Below are 22,388 nucleotides of genomic sequence, written 5' to 3' on the forward strand. Positions count from 1 at the left end.
TCACTCACCTTCCTCGGGGGACGTGCGATGGTCGGCCCGGCGCGCGACGAGTCGGCGCGCACCCTGGGCGACGAGGGTGACGTCGGCGCCCACGGCGACGAACGCCGCCCCGGCCTCGACGTAGCGGTCGGCCATGGCCGGGTCGAACGCGTTGACCGCCACGGGGGTGCCGGCGCGGTGCCCGGCCTCGATCGCGGCGTGCACGGCGGCCACGACCTCCGGGTGGTCCTGCTGGCCCAGGTGGCCCAGGGACGCCGCGAGGTCCGCGGGACCCACCAGCACGGCGCCCACGCCGTCGACGGCGGCGATCGCCTCGGCCGCCTCGACACCCGCGCGGGTCTCCAGCTGGACGACGAGGGTGATCCCGTCGTCGGCACCGTCCAGGTAGCCGTTGACGCCGTTCCAGCGCGAGGAGCGGGCCAGGGCGCTGCCGACGCCGCGGAGGCCCGCGGGCGGGTAGCGCACCGCGCGGACGGCCTCGGCGGCCTCGGCGGGGGAGTCCACCATCGGCACCAGCAGGTTGGTGGCCCCCAGGTCGAGGACCTGCTTGATGCGCACGGGGTCCCCGGACGGCACCCGGACGAGCGTGGCCACCGGGTAGGCCGCGGTCGCCTGGAGCTGGCCGAGGACCGTCGTCAGGTCGTTGGGCCCGTGCTCGCCGTCGACGAGGACGACGTCCAGGCCGCTGCCGGCGAGGATCTCCGCGGCGAGCGGGCTGCCGAGGGACGACCAGGCCCCGACCAGGGCTCGCCCCTCGGAGGCGGCGGCGTCCAGGAGGTCGGCCAGGGAGGTGTCGGTGCTCAGACGAAGCGGCATGTCACGGCTCCCAGCTCGGCGTAGTCGGCGTGCACGGTGTCACCGGGGTGCACCCAGGTCGGTCGGGTGAACGACCCGGCCAGGACGGTCTCGCCCGCGGCCAGGAAGTCGCCGTGGGCCGCCAGCTTGTCGGCCAGCCAGGCGACGCCGGCCGCGGGATGGCCGAGCACGCCCGCCGCGACGCCGGTCTCCTCGATCGTCTCGTTGCGGTACAGCAGCGCCGGGACCCACCGCAGGTCGACGTCGTCGGGTCGCACGGGCCGCCCGCCCAGGACCATCGCGCCCATCGCGGCGTTGTCGCTGATGGTGTCGACGATGGTGCGCCCCGGCATCTCGACGCGGGCGTCGAGGATCTCCAGCGCGGGGACGACGCGTTCCGTCGCGCGCAGCACGTCCGTGACCGTGACGCCGGTTCCCTGCAGCGCCTCGCCGAGCACGAACGCCAGCTCGACCTCGACCCGGACGTTGGACCAGGCGGCGTGCTCCACGATGCTGCCCGACTCGAGCACCATGTCGTCGAAGATCACCCCGTAGTCCGGTTCGGTGATCCCGGTGGCCGCCTGCATGGCCTTCGACGTCAGGCCGATCTTGTGCCCCACGACGCGTCGGCCCGCGGCCTCACCGCGCTCGCGCCACGTGCGCTGCACGGCGTAGGCGTCGGCGACGGTCATCCCGGCGTGCCGCGCGGTCAGCAGCGGGACGGGGGTCCGGGTGCGCTCGGCCTCGGCGAGCTCGTCCGCGATCGCCGTCACCGTGCGGTCGTCGAGCGTCCGCTCGCCGTCGGGAGAGCTGCTCACAGCGTCGCCCCGAGCTTGAACCCGTGCTCCGTGTCGCCCTTGCGGGTGTAGGAGAAGCCGTCGGCGCCGATGGTGACCTCCATCTCGCTGTCGTCGGTCCGTGACGTGAGGGGCTGCAGCTCGCCGTCGAGGTCGAGCACGCGGGAGGCGTCCGTGTACCAGCTCGGCACCACGGGGTTGCCCCACCAGTCGCGGCGCTGGTTGTCGTGCACGTCCCAGGTGACCACGGGGTTGTCCGGGTCGCCCGTCCAGTAGTCCTGGGTGTAGATCTCCACGCGGTGGCCGTCGGGGTCGCGCAGGTACAGGTAGAACGCGTTGGACACGCCGTGGCGGCCCGGCCCGCGCTCGATGCTGTCCGTCATCCGCAGCGCACCGAGCTTGTCGCAGATCGCCAGGATGTTGTGCTTCTCGTGGGTCGCGAACGCGACGTGGTGCATGCGCGGTCCGTCGCCGCCGGTCATCGCCGTGTCGTGGACGGTCGGCTTGCGGCGCATCCATGCCGCGTAGGTGGTGCCGGCCTCGTCCTGGATGTCCTCGGTGACGCGGAACCCGAGGTTCTCCATGTACGCCACGGCACGCGGGACGTCCGGCGTGACCTGGTTGAAGTGGTCGATGCGCACCAGCGCGCCCGGGGTGTGCCGGTCGTAGGCCCAGGCGAGCCGCTCGACGTGGTCGACCTCGTGGAAGAACTCGTAGGGGAAGCCCAGCGGGTCCGTCACGCGCACGGAGTCGCCGACGCCCTTGACCCACCCGTCGGTCCGGCGCTCGACCCGGCAGCCGAGCTCGGTGTAGAACGCGACGGCCCGGTCGAGGTCCTCGGGTGTGCGCACGCGGTAGCTGAACGCCGCCACGGCGGCCACCGGCCCGCGCCGGAGCACGAGGTTGTGGTGGATGAACTCCTCGAGGCTGCGCAGGTAGACGGTGTCCTCGTCCTCCTCGGTCACGACGAGGTCCAGCACGTCGACGTAGAACCGGCGGCTGGCCTCGAGGTCGGTGACCACGAGCTCCATCGAGGCGGCGCGCACGACGTCCGGCGGCGGGCTGGACGGGGTGGGCACCGGGTCCGTCGTGCGGATCGGGGACTCGTCGGTGACGACGGGTTCGGGGGTGTTCGGGTCGAGAGTGCTCATGCGGGGCGTCCTTGCCTGGTGCGGGAGTGTCAGTTCTTGCCGAAGGTCGGGTTGTGGACCGCGCCGAGCGTGATGTGCACGGCCTGCTGGTCGGTGTAGAAGTCGATCGAGCGGTAGCCGCCCTCGTGCCCCAGACCGGAGGCCTTCACGCCGCCGAACGGGGTACGCAGGTCGCGCACGTTGTTCGAGTTGAGCCAGACCATCCCGGCCTCGATCGACTGGGAGACGTTGTGGGCTCGCTTGAGGTCGTTCGTCCACACGTAGGCGGCCAGGCCGTAGCGGACGGCGTTGGCGAGCTCGACGGCCTCGGCCTCGGTGTCGAACGGCGTGATCGCCACGACGGGTCCGAAGATCTCCTCCTGGAAGATGCGTGCGTCGGGTGCCACGTCGGCGAACACCGTCGGTGCGACGAAGTTGCCGGTCGGGAAGCCCTCGGGACGTCCGCCGCCGGCGACCAGGCGGCCCTCGGACCGGCCGAGCTCGACGTAGCCCATGACCTTCTCGAAGTGCTCGGGGTGCACCAGTGCGCCGACCTCGGTGTCGGGGTCGTGCGGGTGGCCCACCACGACGCGCCGTGCCTGCGCCGCGTAACGCTCGACGAACTCGTCGTACACGGACCGCTCGACGAGGATCCGCGATCCCGCGGTGCAGCGCTCGCCGTTGAGGGAGAAGACGCCGAAGATCGTCGCGTCGATCGCGGCGTCGAGGTCGGCGTCCGCGAACACGACCGCGGGCGACTTGCCGCCGAGCTCCATCGAGAGGCCCTTGAGATGCGGGGCGGCGTTGGCGAAGATCACCTCGCCGGTGCCGGACTCGCCGGTGAAGGAGATCAGGGGGACGTCCGGGTGCTTGACCAGCGCGTCACCGGCCTCCTCGCCCAGGCCGTTGACCAGGTTGAACACACCGGCGGGCACCCCTGCCTCGGAGAAGATCCCGGCCCACAGCGACGCGGACAACGGGGTGAACTCGGCCGGCTTGAGGACCACCGTGTTGCCCGTGGCGAGCGCCGGGGCCAGCTTCCACGACTCGAGCATGAACGGGGTGTTCCAGGGCGTGATCAGCCCGGCCACCCCGATCGGCTTGCGGTTGACGTAGTTGATCTGGCGTCCGGGCACCTTGAAGGTGTCGTCGCTCTGCGCCACGACCAGGTCGGCGAAGAACCGGAAGTTCTCGGCCGCGCGACGTGCCTGCCCGAGAGCCTGCGTGATCGGCAGGCCGGAGTCGAAGGACTCCAGCTCGGCGAGCCGGGCGTCACGGGACTCCACCAGGTCGGCGATCCGGTGCAGCACGCGGGAGCGTTCGCGCGGCAGCATGCGCGGCCACGGACCGTCGACGAACGCGCGCCGGGCGGCGGCGACGGCGGCGTCGACGTCGGCCTGCTGCCCGGCGGCCGCGGTGAGGTAGGTCTGGTTGGTCACCGGGTCCAGGACCTCGAACGTCTCGCCACCGATCGAGTCGACCTCGTGGCCGTCGATGTAGTGGCGGATCCGGTCCGGGAGCCCGTCGGGGCGGTGCGGTGCGTCGGTGGCGGGAGCGGTCATCGGTCCTCCTGGTGGTGCGGTCGGTGGGCCGCCTGGTAGGCGAGCACCGCGTCGAGGGTGGCGGTGCGGTGACGGCGTGCGGTGAGCTCGAGCTCGGTGGCCTCGACCCGGCCCGCCTGCAGGTCCTCGACGAGGTCGAGGATCCGGTCGTGCTCGGCGACCGACTCGTGCGCCCGGCCGGGCACGAACCCGAACGACGAGTCGCGCAAGACCTTCATGCGGCGCCAGCCGCGGTGGACGAGGTCGAGGACGTGCGGGTTGGGGCACGGCTCGAACAGCACGGCGTGGAACTCGAGGTTGAGCTCGGTGACGCGGTGAGGGTCGAAGTCGGCCAGGCTCTGGCGCATCCGGGCGTTGACCTGCCGGGCGGCCCGGAGCTGGTCGGCCGTCAGCAGCGGAGCGGACAGCGCGGTCGCGAATCCTTCCACGAGCGCGAGGGTCTGCATGGTGTGCTGGTACTCGGCCTCCTGGACGAGCGCCACCTGCGCGCCGACGTTGCGCTCGTAGGTGACGAGCCCCTCGGCCTCGAGCCGCCGGACCGCCTCGCGGACGGGGACGACGGAGACGTCGAGCTCACCGGCGATCTGGGAGAGCACCAGCCGGTAGCCGGGTCCGAGCGTCCCGTCCTCGATCCGGTCGCGCAGGTAGGTGTACGCGCGCTGCGACTTGCTCACGCCGCCCGCGGTGAGGCGCGCGTCGTCGGCGGTGGGGGTGCTCACCGGTCGCCCTCCCGCTCGGCCTCGTAGCGCGCGCGCCAGTGCGCGTCCATGGGGAACAGGCCGTCGACCGGTGCTCCCTCGGCCACCTGGCGTGCCACGAAGGCGTCGGCGGCCTCGGCCTCCTCGGCCTCGGCGAGGACCTCCTCGACCAGCGCCGCCGGGATGACCAGGGCGCCGTCCCGGTCGCCGACGACGACGTCACCCGGCTGGACGGCGGCGCCGCCGCAGGCGACGGTGACGTCGGTCTCCCAGGGCACGTGGCGGCGGCCGAGCACCGACGGGTGGGGGCCGGCGGAGAAGACGGGCAGGCCGATCTCGGCGACCGCCTCGGCGTCGCGCACACCGCCGTCGGTGACCACGGCGGCCGCGCCGCGCACCTTCGCGCGCAGGGCCAGCACGTCGCCCACGGTCCCGGTGCCGCGCTCGCCCCGGGCCTCGACGACGAGCACCTCGCCGGGGCCGACGGTGTCGAAGGCGCGCTTCTGGGCGTTGTAGCCGCCGCCGTGCGCGGCGAACAGGTCCGGTCGGAACGGCACCAGCCGCAGTGTGCGGGCGGGACCGACGAACCGGTCACCGGGGCGCAGCCCGTGCACGCCCTCGAGGAAGACGTCGGTGTGGCCGCGCCGGCGCAGCGCGGCGGAGAGGGTGGCCACCGCCACCGTGGCGAACCGGGCCCGCTGGTCCTCGGTCAGCACCGGCGCCGGTGTCACGCCGGACGACGTCGGCGGCTCGGTGCCCCAGGCCTCGGCACGCTGCGTCGCGTCGACCGCCGGCTGGGAGCCGAAGTCTCCGAAGGGTGTCGTGCCCGAGGTCACGCGGGTGACCAGACGTCCGCTGGTGGGTGCGCCGGGGGAGCCGGGAGCGTCCACCTCGACCTCGACGGTCTGGCCCGGCACGACGACGGAGGAGCCGGCAGGCGTCCCGGTGAGGACGACGTCGCCGGGCTCGAGCGTGAAGTGCTGGGACAGGTCGGCGACCAGGCGCCCGACGTCGAACAGCAGCGTCGCGGTGGAGTCCTCCTGGACGAGCTCGCCGTCGACCCAGGTGCGCACGCGCAGGCCCGCAGGATCGACGTCGGCGGCGGGGATCCAGTGCGGACCCAGGGGAGTGAAGCCCTCGCCGCCCTTGGAGCGCAGGTTGGAGCCCTTGTCCGCGCTGCGCAGGTCGTACAGACCGAAGTCGTTCGCGGCCGTGACGGCGGCGACGTGCGACCAGCCGTCGGCCGGGTCGACCCAGCGCGCCGGGGTGCCGATCACCACGGCCACCTCGCCCTCGAAGGCGAGCAGCTCGGTGCCGGCCGGACGTTCGATCGTGGCGTCGCTCGGCGCGAGCGAGGAGACCGGCTTGAGGAAGTAGGACGGCTGGCTCGGCGTCCGTCCGCGCTGTGCCGCGCGCGACGGGTAGTTGAGGTGGACGGCGATGATCTTGCCGGGCGCGAGGCCGTCGGGCAGCAGCGTTTGTGCCGCGGCCGACGGGCCGGCCGAGGTGTCGTCGTCGGTGACCACAGGAACCCCCTTGTCGTGTCGTATCACTCATCGTATACGATGCGGGCCTCGAGCGGAATCGACAGAGGAGTCCCCGCATGACCGTGAGCACCGTCGCCACGACCCCGACAGATCGGCGCGAGCTGCGCCGGGTCGCCTTCGCGACCGTCATCGGTACCACCATCGAGTGGTACGACTTCTTCCTGTACGCCAGCGCCGCGGGCCTGGTGTTCAGCGCACTGTTCTTCGAACCGGCCGGCTCCGCGGTCGGCACCCTGCTGGCCTTCGCGACCGTCGGCATCAGCTTCCTGTTCCGGCCCCTGGGGGCATTCCTCGCCGGTCACTTCGGCGACAAGATCGGTCGCAAGGCCGTGCTCGTCGTGACGCTGATGCTGATGGGGGGCGCCACGACGCTGATCGGGCTGCTGCCGACCTATCAGCAGATCGGCATCCTGGCCCCGATCCTGCTGGTGCTCCTGCGCATCCTGCAGGGCCTGTCCACCGGCGGCGAGTGGGGAGGCGCCGTCCTCATGGCCGTCGAGCACGCGCCGGACGGCCGGCGCGGCCGCATGGGCGCCTTCCCCCAGATCGGCGTCCCCATCGGTCTGCTGCTCGCCTCCGGTGTGCTCGCGCTCATGACCGGCGTCGTCTCGCCCGGCGACGCGTTCGTCGAGTGGGGCTGGCGGATCCCGTTCCTGCTCAGCGTCGTGCTGATCGTGGTCGGCATCGTGGTGCGGCGCACGGTCGAGGAGAGCCCGGTGTTCGTCGAGATCGCCGAGAAGAAGTCCGCCGCGCGCACGCCGGTCACCACCCTGTTCCGTCAGCACTGGCTGCTCGTGCTGCTCGCGGCCCTGACCTTCGCGGGCAACAACGCCGCGGGGTACATGACCACCGGCGGCTACCTGCAGAACTACGCCACGACCCCGCTGGACGAGGGGGGTCTGGTCGGGATGGACCGCACGCCGGTGCTCCTGGCGGTGGCCGGCGCGTCCGTCGTCTGGCTGGTGTGCACCTACGCGGCCGGTGTCGTCTCCGACCGCATCGGGCGACGCAACACCTACATCATCGGCTGGCTCGCGTTCCTCGGCACCGTGTTCCTGCTGTTCCCGCTGGTGAACACGGGGGACCCGTGGCTGCTGTTCCTGGGCGTCTCGCTGTTCGCGGTGGGCAACGGCTTCACCTACGGCCAGCAGGCGGCCTACTTCGCGGAGCTCTTCCCTGCCTCGATCCGCTACTCCGGGGTGTCCATCACCTACGCGATCGGTGCGATCCTCGGCGGCGCGTTCGCCCCGACGATCGCCGCCTGGCTCGTGCAGACCACCGGCAGCGCCACCTCCGTCGCGTTCTACATCGCGGGGATGATGGTGGTCGCCTTCGCCGCCACCCTGCTCCTGCGCGACCGCACCGGCATCCCGCTCGGACCGGAGCACGAGGCCGAGCAGGTCGCCAGCCCCGTGTACGGGCTGCCCCGAGCCTGAGACCCCGGCTGGACGGCGCCGGGCGCACCGGCGCCGTCCTGCCGAGGATGTGTTGGATGATCGAACCCCGGCGACGCCGCCGGGACATCGAGGACGATGAGGAGCACCCGTGCAGTTCCACCACCACGGCTACGTGTCCGGCGACCCGCGGGTCCTGCCCGCCGCCGGGACGGGCCTCGACCGGCCCGCCGAGCTGCCCGACGAGGTCGACGTCCTCGTCGTCGGCTCCGGCCCGGCGGGCATGCTGCTCGCCGCGCAGATGTCGCAGTACCCCGACGTCACGACCCGCATCATCGAGCGGCGGCCAGGACGGCTCGTGCTCGGCCAGGCGGACGGCATCCAGCCGCGCAGCGTCGAGACGTTCCAGGCCTTCGGGTTCGCCGAGCAGATCACCGCCGAGGCCTACAACATCGGCTGGATGAACTTCTGGGGCCCGGACCCCGGCGACCCGGGCCGCATCGTGCGCACGTCGCGCACGGAGGACTACGGGCTGAAGATCAGCGAGTTCCCGCACCTCATCGTCAACCAGGCGCGCGTTCTCGACTACTTCGCGCAGGCGGCCGCGAACGGCCCCGCCCGGATCGCGCCCGACTACGGCGTCGAGTTCCTCGGGCTCACCGTGCACGAGGGGCCCGACGCCGGCCCGTATCCCGTCGAGGTGCGCGTCCGGGAGACGGCCGGCGACCTGCCGGGCCGGGAGCGCACCGTCCGCGCGAAGTACGTCGCCGGGTGCGACGGCGCCCGCAGCGCCGTGCGCGAGGCGATCGGCCGCCGCCACGTCGGCGAGTTCGCGGCGCACGCCTGGGGCGTGATGGACGTGCTGGTGAACACCGACTTCCCCGACTGGCGCATCAAGTGCGCGATCAACTCCGAGGCCGGGAACATCCTGCACATCCCGCGCGAAGGGGGATACCTCAGCCGCATGTACGTCGACCTCGGCGAGGTGCCCGAGAACGACCACCACGAGGTGCGCAGGACGCCGGTCGAGGAGATCATCCGGCGCGCCAACGAGATCCTCACGCCCTACACGCTCGACGTGGTGGATGTCGCCTGGCACAGCGTCTACGAGGTCGGGCACCGCGTGACCGACCGGTTCGACGACGTCCCCGACGGCTCGGGACGCACCCCGCGCGTGTTCCTCACCGGGGACGCCTGCCACACGCACAGCGCGAAGGCGGGGCAGGGGATGAACGTCTCGATGCAGGACGGGCTGAACCTCGGCTGGAAGCTCGGCTCCGTGCTCACGGGGCTCAGCCCCGAGTCGCTGCTCGCGACCTACTCGTCCGAGCGGCAGCCGGTGGCCCAGGAGCTGATCGACTTCGACCGGGAATGGTCCAGCCTCATGGCGCGCAAGCCGGAGGAGATCTCCGACCCGACCGAGCTCGCCCAGCACTACCTCGCGACCTCCGAGTTCCCCTCGGGGTTCATGACCCGGTACGCGCCGTCGATGATCGTCGGCGAGCCGACGCACCAGGAGCTGGCCGCCGGGTTCCCGATCGGCAAGCGGTTCAAGTCCGCCGAGGTGACGCGGGTCGCCGACGGCAACGCCGTCCACCTGGGCCATCACGCCCGGGCGGACGGCCGCTGGCGCCTCTACGCGTTCGCCGACGCCTCCCGCGCCGGTGAGGACTCGGCGCTCGCCGCGTGGGCGGCGTGGCTGGACTCGGCGGAGTCGCCGGTGGCGAGGCACACCCCGGCCGGGGCCGACGTCGACGCCGTCTTCGACGTCAAGGTGGTCTACCAGCAGGCCTTCCAGGAGGTCGACCTCGCCGGTGTCCCCGGGGTGTTCCGCCCGCGGACCGGTCCGCTCGGACTCATCGACTGGGAGAAGGTGTTCGCCGCGGGGCCCACCGTGTGGACCGGCGTCGACATCTTCGCCGAGCGGGAGCTGTCGCGCGACGGCGTGGTCGTCGTCGTGCGCCCCGACCAGTACGTGGCGCACGTGCTCCCGCTGACGGCCACCGACGAGCTGGCCGCGTTCCTGGACGGGGCCTTCGGGAGCTGACACGGACGGCGGGGCCGCCGGCGGCGGCCCCGCCGTCGTGGGGGAGCGGTTCGCGGCGCTGCGTTCGCGCGGCGCCGGCGCCGCCGGTGTCAGCGCCGGTTCACGCGCAGGATCTCCTCCTGGTACGGCGCGACGACGGTGGGGGAGACGCGGCAGTCCAGCAGGAGGAAGCGGCGCTCGTCCTCCGGTTCCTCCCGCCAGGTGGCGAGCCGGTCGAGGTCCGCCAACGAGCGCACGACGATCCCCTCGGCGCCGACGGCGCTCGCCAGGGCCGCGAAGTCGGTCTCCGGGATGCGCATCGGACCCTCGGCGAGCCCCTGGCGCCCGTACACGTGCACCTCGGCCCCGTAGACGGTGTCGTTCCACACGACGGCGATCCCCCGGCCGCCCGCGGTACGGACCGCGGTCTCGAGGTCGGCCAACGCCATGAGTCCGCCGCCGTCGCCGGTGGTGAGCACCACGGCCGACCCCGGGCGGGCCGCGGCCGCGCCCGGCACGCTGGCCAGGCCGAGCCCGATCGACTGGTACGCGGTGCCGACCATAATCATGCGGTCGGGGGAGGCGACCGGCCAGTACATGTTGGCCCAGCCGATGAAGTGGCCGCCGTCGGAGACGACGACCCGGTCCTGCGGCAGCAGGTGCGCGAGCCGGTGGGCCACCGAGCGGGGGTCGAGGCGTCCGTCCTCCGCGAGGCCGTCGGCCGGCCCGGTCTCGTACTGCCGCGCGGGGGCGGCGTCCACGGACTCACGCCAGCCGGACGGCGTCGCGCCGAGCGCGGCGAGCTCGTCCACCAGCGCACGGGCCACCAGGGCCGCGTCACCGCGGATGAACCCGCCCACGTGCCGGTGGGTGCCGGCCTCGGCGGTGTCCACCTGGACGACCCGCGTGCCCGGGGCGAACAGCTCGCCGAACCGCATCGTGAACTGGTTGAGCGACGCGCCGAACACGACGACGACGTCCGCCTCGTGGGCGAGCTTCATCGCGCCGTCGGCCCCGAACCCTCCGGCCACGCCGAGGTCGTGGCGCGCGTCGGGGAAGATGCTGCGCCCCAGGGCGGTGGTCATCGTCAGCGCCCCGGTGGCGTCCGCGAGCTCGCCGAGCGGTTCGCCCGCCTGCGCCAGCCACGCCCCGCGGCCGGCGAGCAGCAGCGGCCGCTCGGCGTCCACGAGCGCCTTGGCGAGGTGGGAGATCGCCGCCCGGTCGAACGGGCCGTCCGGAGCGGCCGGCTGCGGCAGCACGGGCTGCGGGGCCTCCGGCACGGGCCCGGCCTCGCGCGCCGCCACGTCGTAGGGGACGGCCAGCACCACCGGGACGCGATAGGTGAGGGAGTGCTCGATCGCGATCACCGTGGTCGCGGCGGCGTCGGTGCGCCCGACGGTGTAGGTCCGTGCGCCGACGGCCGCCGCCAGGGCGATCTGGTCCACGTCCCACGGCCGCGGGCCCGACGTCGGCTCGTCCCCGGCGAGCAGCACCAGCGGGACCCGGGCCTGCGCCGCCTCGGCCAGGGCCGTCAGCGTGTTCGTGAACCCGGCCCCGTAGGTGACCGTCGCGGCGGCGATCCGGCCGGACGCGCGGTAGTGGGCGTCCGCGGCCACGACGGCACCGGCCTCGTGGCGCACCGCGGTGAACCGGCAGGAGGTGTCCTTCTCGAGCGCGTCGAGGAACCAGGCGTTGCCGTTGCCCATGACACCGAAGACGTGGTCGACGTGCTGGGCGAGGGTGCGCGCCACGTGGGCAGAGACATGGGTGTGCGAGGTGGGCACGAGATACTCCGGGTCAGTGACGGATGAGGGATGCAGTCCGTATGTGCCCGGGTCGCGCCCGTCGTCGGGCCGCCCGTGCGCCCCTTTTTCGAGCGCAGGCGATCTGTCCACCTTGACCCGGTCGAGTCTAACGGCTCGCCGGACCGTCGGCCAGGACCGGGCGCCTCGTCGCCGACGCCCGCCGTGGGCCCGGGCGTCAGATCGAGGCGGACCAGCGGCGTTCGACGACGTCGCGCACCCCGGTCGCCAGGGACCGTTCCGTCCCGTCGGGGCCGAGCCCGGAGGACGACAGGAACCGTTCCCGGCCCTCGTCGCCGTCGAGGACCCAGGTGACGACCTCGCTCTCGCCGTCGGTACGCAGCCGGTCCACGGCGGCGGCCAGCAGTCGTGAGCCGTGCCCGCCGCGCCGTGCGTGCGGGACGACCTCCAGGGACATCACCTGACCGGGGGCCACCGCGGCGAAGCCGACGACGACCGGGCCGTCCAGCGCGACGAGGACTGCGAACCCCGGCCCGGGCGGCCGGCGGATGGCGTCGGCCCAGCGCTCGGTCATGGCCGCGGTGTCGAGGGCGTCGACGGCGCCCCCCAGCACGTCGGCGTGGGTGGTGCGCCAGGCCTCGACCTGGATGCGGGTCACGGCCTCCTCGTCGCCGGCGACGGCGGGCCGCACCGAGACGTCGGCGGTCTCCTGGAACAGTGCCATCGTTCCACCCTAGTGCGGGCTCAGCCCCACCCGAGCGCTCGCAGGCCGGCCGCGGTGGCGGCGGCGAGCACGATCACCAGGACGAAGGGCGCGCGCAGGGCGAGGGCGACCGCCGCCACGGCCAGCGCCGGCAGGCGGGCGTCGACGACGAGCGCCGTGCCGTCGGCGAACGTCTGCACCACGACGAGCGCCACCAGCAGCGCCACGGTCACCAGCACCGAGGTGCGCTGCACCCGGTCGGTGGCGAGCCAGTGCTGCGGCACGTGGTGGCCGGCGAGCTTGAGGCCGAGGCTGACCACCGAGGCGACGAGCACGGTCAGCCAGAGGGCGGCGGGGGTCACCGGTCACCTCCCGTCCGGGTCCCCGGTGCGGGGGCGAGCAGCCCGACGACGACGGCGGCCGCCGCGGCCGCCAGCACCGGGACGCCGGCGGGCGCGACCGGGACCAGCGCGGCCGCGACCAGGACGGCGAGCCCGGCCACGAGACGACCGCTCCGGGTGGCGAGCCGCGGCCAGACCAGCGCCAGGAAGGCCGCCCCCGCCGCCGCGTCCAGGCCCCACGCCCGGGGGTCGCCGAGGGCGTCGCCGGCCAGCGCCCCGAGCAGGGTGCAGGCGTTCCACAGCACGAAGACGCCCAGGCCGGTCGCCCAGAACCCCGCCCGCACGGCCCGCGGGTCGCGCTGCGCCACGGCCACGGCGGTGGACTCGTCGATCGTCAGGTGGGCGGCGGCCCACCGGCGCCAGCCGCGCAGGCCGAGCAGCGGGGAGACCACCGCCCCGTACAACGTGTTGCGGACGCCGAGCAGGCTCGACGTGGTCACCGCGGCCAGCGGTGTGCCGCCGGCGGCCACGACCCCGATCAGGGCGAACTGCGAGCCGCCGGAGAAGAGCAGCAGGCTGAGCACGGCGGTCTGGGCGACGGAGAGTCCGGCCACGACGGCCAGCGCACCGAAGGAGATGCCGTACAGACCCGTGGCGACGGCCACGCCGGCACCCTGGCGCACGGCGGCCGAGACCGCGGGGGAGAGGGGGCGGGACACCGGGTCATCGAACCACGCTCCCGACCCACCGGTCGCGCCCGGCGCGGCGCGACAATCCGTGGACACCGGCGTCGCATCGGGGCCCTCGACAGGTACGGTGTTCCCATGACACTGCCCGGCACCCCCGAGCGCCCGTTCGGCGCGGTCCTGACCGCGATGGTCACGCCCATGACGGCGACCGGGGAGATCGATCTCGAGGCCGCGGGTCGCCTCGCGACGCGGCTGGTGGACGCGGGGAACGACGGCCTCGTGCTGTCCGGGACGACGGGCGAGGCGCCCGTGACCCACGCCCCCGAGAAGGCGGCTCTGGTGCGCGCCGTCGTGGACGCCGTCGGCGACCGCGCGACGATCCTGTCCGGTGCCGGCTCGAACGACACCGCGCACGCGGTCCGGATGGCCGAGCAGGCCGCCGAGGCCGGTGCCGACGGGCTGCTCGTCGTGTCGCCCTACTACTCGCGGCCCACCCAGGAAGGGCTGTACCAGCACTTCGCGACCGTGGCCGGTTCCACCGACCTGCCGGTGATGCTCTACGACATCCCCGGTCGCGCCGGCGTGCGGATCGCCCCGGCGACCTACGAGCGGATCGCCGCCCACCCGCAGGTCGTGGCGACCAAGGACGCCACCGGCGACGTCGGGTCCGTGCCCGCGCTGCAGAAGCTCACCGGGCTCGCCTGGTACTCCGGCGACGACGGGCTGCTGCTGCCCTTCCTCGCCCACGGCGCGGCCGGGATCGTCTCGGTGTCCGCCCACCTCGTCGGCGACCGCTTCGCGGAGGTCGTGCGACGCTTCACCGACGGTGACCACGCCGGGGCCCTCGAGGTCTTCAGCACGACGCTGCCCGTCCTGGCCGCCATGAACGGCGCCGGTGCGCAGGCCGTCATGGTCAAGGCCGCCCTGGAGCTCCTCGGTGTCCACCACAACCGCGAGCTGCGCCTGCCGAACGTCGCCGCCACGGACGACGACGTCATCGCGCTGCGCGCCTCCCTCATCGCCGGCGGGATCCTCGAACCCGCCACCACCCACTAACGACACGACACAGGCCAGGAGGCCCCGTGAGTCACCCTCACCCCGAACTACCCCTGCCCCCCGAGCTGCCGGCGAACGGTCTGCGGATCGTCGCCCTCGGCGGGCTGGGAGAGGTCGGCCGCAACATGGCCGTCCTCGAGCACCGCGGCCGTCTGCTCATCATCGACTGCGGCGTCCTCTTCCCCGAGGACCACCAGCCGGGCGTGGACCTGATCCTGCCCGACTTCGACTACATCGCCGACCGCATGGACGACGTCGAGGCGATCGTGCTCACCCACGGCCACGAGGACCACATCGGTGCCGTGCCCTACCTGCTGCGGCTGCGCCGCGACATCCCGATCTACGGCTCCCGGCTGACCCTCGCGTTCATCGAGGCCAAGCTCAAGGAGCACCGGATCAAGCCGGTCACCCACGTCGTCGCCGAGGGGGACACGGTCCAGCTGGGGGAGTTCAGCTGCGAGTTCGTCGCCGTCAACCACTCCATCCCGGACGCGCTGGCCGTCGCGGTGACCACCGCCGCCGGCACCGTGCTGCACACCGGCGACTTCAAGATGGACCAGCTGCCCCTGGACGGCCGCGTCACCGACCTGCGGGCCTTCGCCCGGCTCGGCGAGAAGGGCGTCGACCTGTTCATGGTCGACTCCACCAACGCCGAGGTGCCCGGCTTCGTGACCAACGAGGCGGACATCGGCCCGGTGCTCGACAGCGTCTTCGCCCAGGCCGAGAAGCGCATCGTCGTCGCCTCGTTCTCCTCGCACGTGCACCGCGTGCAGCAGGTGCTCAACGCCGCCCACGCCCACGGCCGCAAGGTGGCGTTCGTGGGGCGCTCGATGGTGCGCAACATGGGCATCGCCGCCGAGCTCGGCTACCTGGACGTCCCCCCGGGCGTGCTCATCGAGCTCAAGCAGGCCACCAACCTGCCCGACGACCAGGTCGTGTACATGTCCACCGGGTCCCAGGGCGAGCCGATGGCGGCGCTGAGCCGGATGGCGAACGGCGACCACCAGGTCAACGTCGGCCACGGGGACACCGTGATCCTCGCCTCCTCGCTCATCCCGGGCAACGAGAACTCCGTGTTCCGGGTCATCAACGGCCTGACCCGGCTGGGCGCGCGCGTCGTCCACTCCGGCAACGCCAAGGTGCACGTCTCCGGTCATGCCAGCGCCGGTGAGCTGCTCTACTGCTACAACATCCTGCGCCCGAAGAACGTCATGCCCGTGCACGGCGAGGTGCGCCACCTGGTCGCCAACGCGGCGCTCGCGGTGAAGACCGGTGTCCCGGCCGACCACGTGGTGCTCGCCGAGGACGGGGTCGTCGTCGACCTGGTCGACGGCCAGGCCTCCGTCGTCGGTGCCGTCCCGTGCGGCTACGTCTTCGTCGACGGGTCCTCCGTGGGCGAGGTCACCGAGAGCGAGCTGAAGGACCGTCGCACCCTCGGCGAGGAGGGTTTCGTCTCGGTCTTCGCCGTCGTGGACACCGCCACCGGCAAGGTGCTCGCGGGTCCGCAGATCCTCGCGCGCGGCATGGCCGAGGACGACGCCGTGTTCGAGGAGATCATGCCTGACGTGGTCCAGGCACTGGAGGAGTCGATCGCCGGCGGCGCCACCGACACCTACCAGATGCAGCAGATCATGCGCCGCGTCATCGGCCGCTGGGTGAACCGTCGCCTGCGGCGTCGCCCCATGATCGTGCCGGTGGTCGTCGAGGCCTGACGGCCGCGGACGGGTCGGGCGAATTCACCCGCTCCGGGGATGGTTGGCGCTACTGTGGCGCGACTTGTCCCTTTCTTGGAGTTCGTGATGAATCAGCCTGACCCGTTCGTGCCCCCGGCCGGTGCGCTGCCTCCGGCGCCCGAGGCCCCCGGCCCCGCACCCGCCCGCCCGCAGGAGCCGGCCTACGGGGCGTACGCCCCGGCTGCGCCGGCCGCGGGGGCGGTCCGGACGGGTCCCTGGCATCCTGTGCCGGCCGTCCCCGCCGGGCTCGCAGGGTGGACGATCGGCCTGGCCGTCGCCTGGACCGCCTTCCAGGGCCTGGCCTTCTGGGCATCCTTCGCCGCCGCCGACGCGTACGGTCGTGCCGTGGACGCGGGGGCCAGCGTCATGGACGTCTTCACCTGGTACGACGTCGTGAGTCTGCCGTTCCTGATGGTCCAGGTCGCGACGTTCGTCGTGGCCTGCCTCTGGCTGCAGGAGAGCCGCGCGGTGGCCGTCGCCGTGCTGCCGCGGGAACGTCACGTCCGCCGCCCCCTCTGGATCTGGTTCGGATGGGTCGTCCCCGTGGTCTCGCTGTGGTTCCCCTACGAGGTCGTCCGGGACGTCCGGTCCGGGACGACGGGGCTGCGCGGCGCCCCGGGCCTGGGTCTGTGGTGGGCGTCCTGGCTGGTCGCGATGTGGGCGTCGAACCAGACCGGTCTGGCAGGCGTGGGTCTCGGCGTCCTCAGCGACCACCCCTCGATGTTCCCCTTCGTCGAGGGTGTCGCCACCGTCGCCACGGCGGTGGCGTGCGTGCAGTGGATCCGCATCGTCCGCGAGATCACGGCTGCCCAGCGCGCGCGCCTGGAGTCTCCCGCGGCGGCGTGACGTCCGCCACGCCCGCCAGAGGGGACACGCAGGTGTCGGCCTGCGGCGCCGTGAGAAGGGGCGCGGGTACCGTGGAACCATCATGGCGGCTCGCATCCCTGCCCGGAAGAGCACCGGGACCTCGCGGTCGGCGGCGCGGACGGGGCGCGGAACCCCGGCGTCGTCGCGCAGCACCTCGGCGCGCTCGTCGTCGGGCAAGCGGTCCACCACCGGCCGGTCCTCCGGCGGCCGCGGTCGCTCGTCCGCGACGTCGCGGGGCCGGTCCCGGTCCGGACCCCCATGGCCGGTCCGGATGGTGCGCGGAGCCTACCTCGGCGTCGCCCACGGGCTCGGCGCCCTGACACGCACGATCACCAAGGGAGCAAGAGACCTGGAACCCGAGCACCGCCGTGACGGCGTCGCCTTCTTCCTCATCGCCATCGCCCTCGTCGTGGCCGCCCGCGAGTGGTGGGGCATCCCCGGCGACTTCGGCACGTGGGTGCACGCGGTCGTCGCCGGGACGGTCGGTCTGGCAGGTGTCGCCCTGCCCGTGCTGCTGATCTGGATCGGCGTGCGGATCATGCGGCACCCCGAGCGAGGCCAGGCCAACTCACGGGTCGCGATCGGTGTCAGCCTGCTGGTGGTCTCCGTGTGCTCGCTGGTGGCGATCGCGGAGGGCACCCCCTCGCCCCGCGACGGGTTCGCCCAGGTCCAGGACGCCGGCGGGATCATCGGCTACCTCGCGGCCACACCGGTGGTCATCGGGGTGACCGAGTGGGTCGCCGTGCCGCTGTTCCTGCTGCTCGGGTTCTTCGGGCTCCTCGTCGTCACCGCCACGCCGGTGCACCGCATCCCCGAGAGGGTGCGGGGCCTGTACGACCGCTTGACCGGGAACCACGGCAGCGCGCAGGACGACGGCCTCGAGCTCGCCGACGGCGTGTCGAAGCACGACGGCAGCGAGGACCGGCCCGCCCGCAAGAAGCGCACCCGGCGGATCCGGTCACCGCGCACCGGACGGGCCGCCAAGACGGCCGCCGCCGACCTCGACGAGTACGCCGGGGACCACGCCTTCGACAAGGCCGCGACCCTCGACGCTCCGGCGCCGGGCGGTGCCGCACCCGCCGATCCCGGGGCGACCCAGGTGATCTCGACCGGGTCGGCCACGTCGCCGGCCCCGGTGGACAGCGCGGCCCCGGCTCCGGCGGCCCCGGCCGCGCGCGACCCGCTGCCCGCCCCGCAGGGCCGCGCCGAGCAGCCGATGCTCTCCGGTGACACCGTCTACCTGCTGCCGTCCGAGGACGCGCTGGTCGAAGGGGCGCCGCACAAGAGCCGGTCGGCCGCCAACGACCGGGTGGTCGCCTCGCTCGAGGAGACCTTCGAGCAGTTCGGCGTGGACGCCCAGGTCACGAACTTCACGCGCGGTCCCACGGTGACGCGGTACGAGGTCGAGGTCGGCCCGAAGACCAAGGTCGAGCGGATCACCGGGCTGAGCAACAACATCGCCTACGCGGTCGCCAGCGCCGACGTGCGGATCCTGTCGCCGATCCCGGGAAAGTCCGCGATCGGCATCGAGATCCCCAACACCGACCGCGAGACGGTGGTGCTCGGTGACGTGCTGCGCTCGTCGGCGGCGCGACGGACCGAGCACCCGATGGTCATGGGCGTCGGCAAGGACGTCGAGGGCGGCTTCGTGGTGGCCAACCTGGCCAAGATGCCGCACATCCTCGTCGCCGGTGCGACGGGCGCGGGCAAGTCGAGCTTCATCAACTCGATGATCACCTCGATCCTCATGCGGGCGACCCCGGAGCAGGTGCGGCTGATCCTCGTGGACCCCAAGCGCGTGGAGCTCACGCTGTACGAGGGCATCCCGCACCTGATCACGCCGATCATCACGAACCCCAAGAAGGCGGCCGAGGCGCTGGACTGGGTGGTCCGCGAGATGGACGCCCGGTACGACGACCTGGCGACCTTCGGGTACAAGCACATCGACGACTTCAACGCCGCGGTCCGCGCCGGCAAGGTCACGCCGCCGCCGGGCTCCGAGCGCAAGGTCGCCGCCTACCCCTACCTGCTGGTCGTCGTGGACGAGCTCGCGGACCTGATGATGGTCGCACCCCGGGACGTCGAGGCCGCGATCCAGCGCATCACCCAGCTCGCGCGGGCGGCGGGCATCCACCTCGTGCTGGCCACCCAGCGTCCGTCGGTGGACGTCGTGACCGGTCTGATCAAGGCGAACGTGCCCTCGCGGCTGGCGTTCGCGACGTCGTCCCTGGCCGACTCCCGCGTCGTGCTCGACCAGCCCGGCGCCGAGAAGCTCATCGGTCAGGGTGACGCCCTGTTCCTGCCGATGGGTGCCTCCAAGCCGATGCGCGTCCAGGGGGCCTGGGTCAGCGAGTCCGAGGTCCACGCGGTCACCGAGCACGTCAAGTCGCAGCTCAAGCCCATCTACCGCGAGGACGTGACCGCCCCCGCGGCCGCCAAGAAGCAGATCGACGAGGACATCGGCGACGACCTCGACGTGCTGCTGCAGGCTGCCGAGCTCGTCGTGTCGACGCAGTTCGGCTCGACGTCGATGCTGCAGCGCAAGCTGCGGGTCGGTTTCGCCAAGGCCGGGCGTCTGATGGACCTGCTCGAGTCGCGCGAGATCGTGGGCCCGTCCGAGGGGTCCAAGGCGCGCGAGGTGCTCGTCCAGCCCGAGGGTCTGTCCTCCGCACTCGCCCTGATCCGGGGCGAGACGCCCGCCGAGGCCGCCTACGACCAGGACGCCGAGACCGCGGCGTCGGGCGACCCGTACGCCGACGGCACGGACGGCCACCGTCCTCCGGTGGCGGCGCAGTACCACGACGGCGCCGACACCGACGCCGAGCACCCCGTGCGCTGAGCGGATCGTCATCCGCCCGCGGGGACGCGGGGCAGGACCGTCGGCTGGTCGCCGGTGGGCCGGGGAGGCTCGGACCGTTCCCGGGCCTTCCCGCCGACCGCGTCCGCCACCAGCTCGTGGCGGACGCGGCGTTCGCGCCGGTCGAGCGTCGTGCTGCGGGGAGGCGACCCGTCGAGCACCTGGACACGGTGCCCTGCCGGGATGTCGACCGTGCTGGCGGTCCAGCGCACGTCGGTGACCAGGGCCGGCGCGCTCGGCCGCTCCTCGGTGATCGTCGCGGTCAGCAGGACACCGCTGCTCGTCCGGGCGTCGCAGCACGAGGCGCTCTGGTTCGACAGCAGGTTGCCCAGCCCGTGGGCGACCCACATCCCCGCACCGTGCGGGCCGCCGTCGAGTCGTTCGATGCGCTGGGGCACGTGGGCGTGGTGGCCGATGACGAGGTCGACCGCCCCCGAGGCGGCCAGCGCGGCCGCGACGTCGACCTGCTGCTCCGTGAGCACCTCCGTGTACTCGGTCCCGGCGTGCACGCTGACCACCACCACGTCGGCGCCACCCCGGTCGCGCGCCTTCTCGGCGGCCCGGACGAGGGCATCGGTGTCGATCAGGTCGACGGCCCACGGTGCCTCGGACGGCATCGGCAGACCGTTGAGCCCGTACGTGGCCGAGAGGTGCGCCACCACCAGCGAACGCCCCGATCGCTCCAGCTCGTAACGCTGCGGTCTCGACTGCTCACGGTGGGACCGGGCGGTGCCGACGTGGCCCATGCCCGCGGCGTCGAGGGCGTCCAGCGTGGTCACGACGCCGGCGTAGCCGCGGTCGACGGAATGGTTGGAGGCGGTGGAGCACCCGTCCCAGCCCTGGTCCGCCAGGGCCGGCACCAGCTCCGGCGGTGCGCCGAAGATCGGGTAGCCGCTGGGGGCCGTGCCGTCGGGCGCGACCGGCACCTCGAGGTGGCACAGCGCGAGGTCGGCACCGGCCACCCAGGGGTCGAGCCCGGCGAGCAGCCGGTCGAAGCGTTCGCCGCCGGCGGCGGAACGAACGACGGGGCCGTGCGGGAGCAGGTCCCCGGCGGCCAGCACCGTGAAGGTGACCGGGGGGACAGGTTGCGGGGGTGCGATCTTGGCCCGCGCCACGTCCGGGGAGACCGTCACCCGGGGAGCGGGGGGCGGGGCGTCCGGGGTGAGGACACCGCAGGCTGCCGTCACGGTGAGCACGGTGACGGCGAGCACGACCAGGGAGGTCCTGCGCGGGGCGACGTCGGCCACGGTGCGAGGCTATCGCGGTGGCGGTCCCAGTAGGCTGGTGACATGCCCGACGCTGCGCCCTCGCCCTGGAACATCGCGAACATCGTCACGATGATCCGTATCGCCCTCGTCCCGGTCTTCGCGGCGGCGCTGCTGGTGGACGGCGGTGAGTCGGTGACGTGGCGTCTGGTGGCGACCGCGATCTTCCTGCTGGCCGCGCTGAGCGACAAGGTCGACGGCCACCTGGCGCGGTCGCGCGGCCTGGTGACGGACCTCGGCAAGCTCCTCGACCCGATCGCGGACAAGGCCCTGGTGGGCACCGCGCTGGTCCTGCTGTGGTGGCCGCTGGGCGAGCTGCCCTGGTGGGTGCCGACGGTCATCCTGGTCCGCGAGCTCGGGATCACCCTGATGCGCATGGCCGTGCTGAAGTACGCCGTCATGCCGGCCTCCCGCGGCGGCAAGATCAAGACCGTGCTGCAGGTGGTCGCCATCGCGCTCTTCCTGCTGCCGCTCGCGCAGCTGCCGGACGCCGTGGGTGTCGTGGCGTGGGTCGTGATGGGCGCGGCGATCGCCGTCACCGTCGTCACCGGCGTCGACTACGCCGTCCAGGGGCTGCGACTGAGTCGCCGGGCCCGGCTGGAGAGGACGCTCGGCCGTGCGGACGACCAGCGCTCTCCGGGCGGCCGGTCGGACGGATGACGACCGCGCGTGACGTCCTCGGGGCGGTGGCCGCCCGGGGGTGGACCCTCGGTGTCGCCGAGTCGTTGACCGCCGGGATGGTGGCCGCCGAGCTCGCCACGGTGCCCGGTGCCTCGGCGGTGCTGCGCGGCGGCGTCGTCGCCTACGCGACGGACCTCAAGGCGTCTCTGCTCGGGGTCGACCGTGCGCTGCTGGCGTCCCGGGGCGCCGTGGACGCGGACGTCGCCGGCGCCATGGCCCGGGGTGCGCGTGCCGCGACCGGCGCGGACGTCGGGCTCGCGACGACCGGGGTCGCCGGGCCCGACCCGCAGGACGGCCGTCCACCCGGCCTGGTCTTCGTCGCCGTCGCCACGCCGGGAGGGACGGTCGTGCGTCGCTGCGACCTGGCCGGCGACCGGGCCGCCGTCCGGTCGGGGGCGGTCGTCGCGGTCCTGGACCTGTGCCGCACGACCCTGGGCGACGCCGCGCCGGGGTGAAGGAACCGTGCGTGGCCCGGGGGGATCCT

At 73.3% G+C, this 22,388-nt stretch carries 19 protein-coding genes; 8 read left to right on the forward strand and 11 right to left on the reverse strand.

The genetic code is table 11. The features are described 5' to 3' along the window. From Q6347_RS10925 to Q6347_RS10950, 6 genes are read right to left on the reverse strand one after another with little or no spacing between them, the layout of a single operon-like run. A complete protein-coding gene (locus Q6347_RS10925; protein ID WP_304607360.1) occupies nucleotides 1-816 on the reverse strand; it encodes an aldolase/citrate lyase family protein in 816 nt (271 codons plus the stop codon). Then, the gene (locus Q6347_RS10930; protein WP_304607361.1) at nucleotides 801-1,613 is read right to left on the reverse strand and encodes a fumarylacetoacetate hydrolase family protein; all 813 of its coding nucleotides are present in this window, start codon (nucleotides 1,611-1,613) and stop codon (nucleotides 801-803) included. The genes Q6347_RS10925 and Q6347_RS10930 overlap by 16 nt, the downstream gene beginning before the upstream one ends. Beyond that, nucleotides 1,610-2,743: a 3,4-dihydroxyphenylacetate 2,3-dioxygenase gene (hpaD, locus tag Q6347_RS10935; RefSeq protein ID WP_171247794.1), complete on the reverse strand. Its 1,134-nt coding sequence runs from the start codon at nucleotides 2,741-2,743 to the stop codon at nucleotides 1,610-1,612. The genes Q6347_RS10930 and hpaD overlap by 4 nt, the downstream gene beginning before the upstream one ends. A 29-nt stretch (nucleotides 2,744-2,772) precedes the next feature. After that, the gene (gene hpaE, locus Q6347_RS10940; protein ID WP_304607362.1) at nucleotides 2,773-4,284 is read right to left on the reverse strand and encodes a 5-carboxymethyl-2-hydroxymuconate semialdehyde dehydrogenase; all 1,512 of its coding nucleotides are present in this window, start codon (nucleotides 4,282-4,284) and stop codon (nucleotides 2,773-2,775) included. Next, on the reverse strand, nucleotides 4,281-5,003 hold the full coding sequence (locus Q6347_RS10945; RefSeq protein WP_304603680.1) for a GntR family transcriptional regulator: 723 nt from the start codon (nucleotides 5,001-5,003) through the stop codon (nucleotides 4,281-4,283). The genes hpaE and Q6347_RS10945 overlap by 4 nt, the downstream gene beginning before the upstream one ends. After that, nucleotides 5,000-6,454 (reverse strand): fumarylacetoacetate hydrolase family protein, encoded by a 1,455-nt coding sequence (locus tag Q6347_RS10950; protein ID WP_304607419.1) that lies wholly within the window; start codon nucleotides 6,452-6,454, stop codon nucleotides 5,000-5,002. Before Q6347_RS10950 ends, Q6347_RS10945 begins: the two co-directional genes overlap by 4 nt. 131 nt (nucleotides 6,455-6,585) lie before the next feature. Here Q6347_RS10950 and Q6347_RS10955 point away from each other — a divergent pair, with 131 nt between their 5' ends. Both Q6347_RS10955 and Q6347_RS10960 read left to right on the forward strand, forming a co-directional pair. Beyond that, a complete protein-coding gene (locus Q6347_RS10955) occupies nucleotides 6,586-7,965 on the forward strand; it encodes an MFS transporter (RefSeq protein ID WP_171247792.1) in 1,380 nt (459 codons plus the stop codon). A gap of 109 nt (nucleotides 7,966-8,074) precedes the next feature. Beyond that, nucleotides 8,075-9,970, forward strand: a complete 1,896-nt coding sequence (locus Q6347_RS10960; RefSeq protein WP_304607363.1) for an FAD-dependent monooxygenase — start codon at nucleotides 8,075-8,077, stop codon at nucleotides 9,968-9,970. An 89-nt stretch (nucleotides 9,971-10,059) separates the two neighbouring features. Here the strand turns inward: Q6347_RS10960 and Q6347_RS10965 are convergent, their stop codons facing one another. The 4 genes from Q6347_RS10965 to Q6347_RS10980 form a co-directional block, all read right to left on the reverse strand. Next, nucleotides 10,060-11,733 carry a thiamine pyrophosphate-binding protein gene (locus tag Q6347_RS10965; protein ID WP_304607364.1) on the reverse strand — a complete coding sequence of 558 codons (1,674 nt, stop codon included), beginning with the start codon at nucleotides 11,731-11,733 and terminating at the stop codon, nucleotides 10,060-10,062. Between the two features lie 196 nt (nucleotides 11,734-11,929). Continuing rightward, nucleotides 11,930-12,436: a GNAT family N-acetyltransferase gene (locus Q6347_RS10970; RefSeq protein ID WP_304603684.1), complete on the reverse strand. Its 507-nt coding sequence runs from the start codon at nucleotides 12,434-12,436 to the stop codon at nucleotides 11,930-11,932. Between the two features lie 20 nt (nucleotides 12,437-12,456). After that, nucleotides 12,457-12,777, reverse strand: coding sequence for an AzlD domain-containing protein (locus tag Q6347_RS10975; protein WP_304603685.1), 321 nt, complete (start codon nucleotides 12,775-12,777; stop codon nucleotides 12,457-12,459). Continuing rightward, nucleotides 12,774-13,475, reverse strand: coding sequence for an AzlC family ABC transporter permease (locus Q6347_RS10980; protein ID WP_304607365.1), 702 nt, complete (start codon nucleotides 13,473-13,475; stop codon nucleotides 12,774-12,776). Before Q6347_RS10980 ends, Q6347_RS10975 begins: the two co-directional genes overlap by 4 nt. Before the next feature lie 105 nt (nucleotides 13,476-13,580). On the opposite strand from Q6347_RS10980, the gene dapA reads away from it, so the two are divergent. The 4 genes from dapA to Q6347_RS11000 all read left to right on the forward strand — a co-directional run bounded on the left by dapA (nucleotide 13,581) and on the right by Q6347_RS11000 (nucleotide 19,940). Further along, entirely contained in the window at nucleotides 13,581-14,501 is a 921-nt protein-coding gene (dapA, locus tag Q6347_RS10985) for a 4-hydroxy-tetrahydrodipicolinate synthase (RefSeq protein WP_304603687.1), read from the forward strand. Nucleotides 14,502-14,527: 26 nt separating this feature from the next. Next, on the forward strand, nucleotides 14,528-16,213 hold the full coding sequence (locus Q6347_RS10990) for a ribonuclease J (protein WP_304607366.1): 1,686 nt from the start codon (nucleotides 14,528-14,530) through the stop codon (nucleotides 16,211-16,213). Between the two features lie 87 nt (nucleotides 16,214-16,300). After that, nucleotides 16,301-17,080, forward strand: coding sequence for a DUF4328 domain-containing protein (locus Q6347_RS10995; RefSeq protein ID WP_304607367.1), 780 nt, complete (start codon nucleotides 16,301-16,303; stop codon nucleotides 17,078-17,080). Between the two features lie 292 nt (nucleotides 17,081-17,372). Continuing rightward, nucleotides 17,373-19,940, forward strand: coding sequence for a DNA translocase FtsK (locus Q6347_RS11000; RefSeq protein WP_304607368.1), 2,568 nt, complete (start codon nucleotides 17,373-17,375; stop codon nucleotides 19,938-19,940). An 8-nt stretch (nucleotides 19,941-19,948) separates the two neighbouring features. On the opposite strand, the gene Q6347_RS11005 is transcribed toward Q6347_RS11000, so the two are convergent. Beyond that, a complete protein-coding gene (locus Q6347_RS11005) occupies nucleotides 19,949-21,205 on the reverse strand; it encodes a CapA family protein (RefSeq protein WP_304607369.1) in 1,257 nt (418 codons plus the stop codon). Between the two features lie 42 nt (nucleotides 21,206-21,247). Here Q6347_RS11005 and pgsA point away from each other — a divergent pair, with 42 nt between their 5' ends. Next, complete coding sequence (gene pgsA, locus Q6347_RS11010; RefSeq protein ID WP_304603692.1) at nucleotides 21,248-21,883, forward strand: CDP-diacylglycerol--glycerol-3-phosphate 3-phosphatidyltransferase; 636 nt, start codon at nucleotides 21,248-21,250, stop codon at nucleotides 21,881-21,883. Beyond that, entirely contained in the window at nucleotides 21,880-22,359 is a 480-nt protein-coding gene (locus tag Q6347_RS11015) for a CinA family protein (RefSeq protein WP_304603693.1), read from the forward strand. The genes pgsA and Q6347_RS11015 overlap by 4 nt, the downstream gene beginning before the upstream one ends. The last annotated feature ends 29 nt before the right edge of the window (nucleotides 22,360-22,388 follow it).

The organism is Isoptericola sp. b408 (assembly GCF_030588085.1).
Lineage (GTDB): Bacteria > Actinomycetota > Actinomycetes > Actinomycetales > Cellulomonadaceae > Isoptericola > Isoptericola sediminis.

What these genes read in the sequence shown, in the direction of transcription:
- Q6347_RS10925 (WP_304607360.1), bottom strand. Translation starts at nt 816, where the DNA reads ATGCCGCTTCGTCTGAGCACCGACACCTCCCTGGCCGACCTCCTGGAC.
- hpaD (WP_171247794.1), bottom strand. Translation starts at nt 2,743, where the DNA reads ATGAGCACTCTCGACCCGAACACCCCCGAACCCGTCGTCACCGACGAG.
- hpaE (WP_304607362.1), bottom strand. Translation starts at nt 4,284, where the DNA reads ATGACCGCTCCCGCCACCGACGCACCGCACCGCCCCGACGGGCTCCCG.
- Q6347_RS10955 (WP_171247792.1), top strand. Translation starts at nt 6,586, where the DNA reads ATGACCGTGAGCACCGTCGCCACGACCCCGACAGATCGGCGCGAGCTG.
- Q6347_RS10970 (WP_304603684.1), bottom strand. Translation starts at nt 12,436, where the DNA reads ATGGCACTGTTCCAGGAGACCGCCGACGTCTCGGTGCGGCCCGCCGTC.
- dapA (WP_304603687.1), top strand. Translation starts at nt 13,581, where the DNA reads ATGACACTGCCCGGCACCCCCGAGCGCCCGTTCGGCGCGGTCCTGACC.
- Q6347_RS10995 (WP_304607367.1), top strand. Translation starts at nt 16,301, where the DNA reads ATGAATCAGCCTGACCCGTTCGTGCCCCCGGCCGGTGCGCTGCCTCCG.
- Q6347_RS11000 (WP_304607368.1), top strand. Translation starts at nt 17,373, where the DNA reads ATGGTGCGCGGAGCCTACCTCGGCGTCGCCCACGGGCTCGGCGCCCTG.
- pgsA (WP_304603692.1), top strand. Translation starts at nt 21,248, where the DNA reads ATGCCCGACGCTGCGCCCTCGCCCTGGAACATCGCGAACATCGTCACG.
- Q6347_RS11015 (WP_304603693.1), top strand. Translation starts at nt 21,880, where the DNA reads ATGACGACCGCGCGTGACGTCCTCGGGGCGGTGGCCGCCCGGGGGTGG.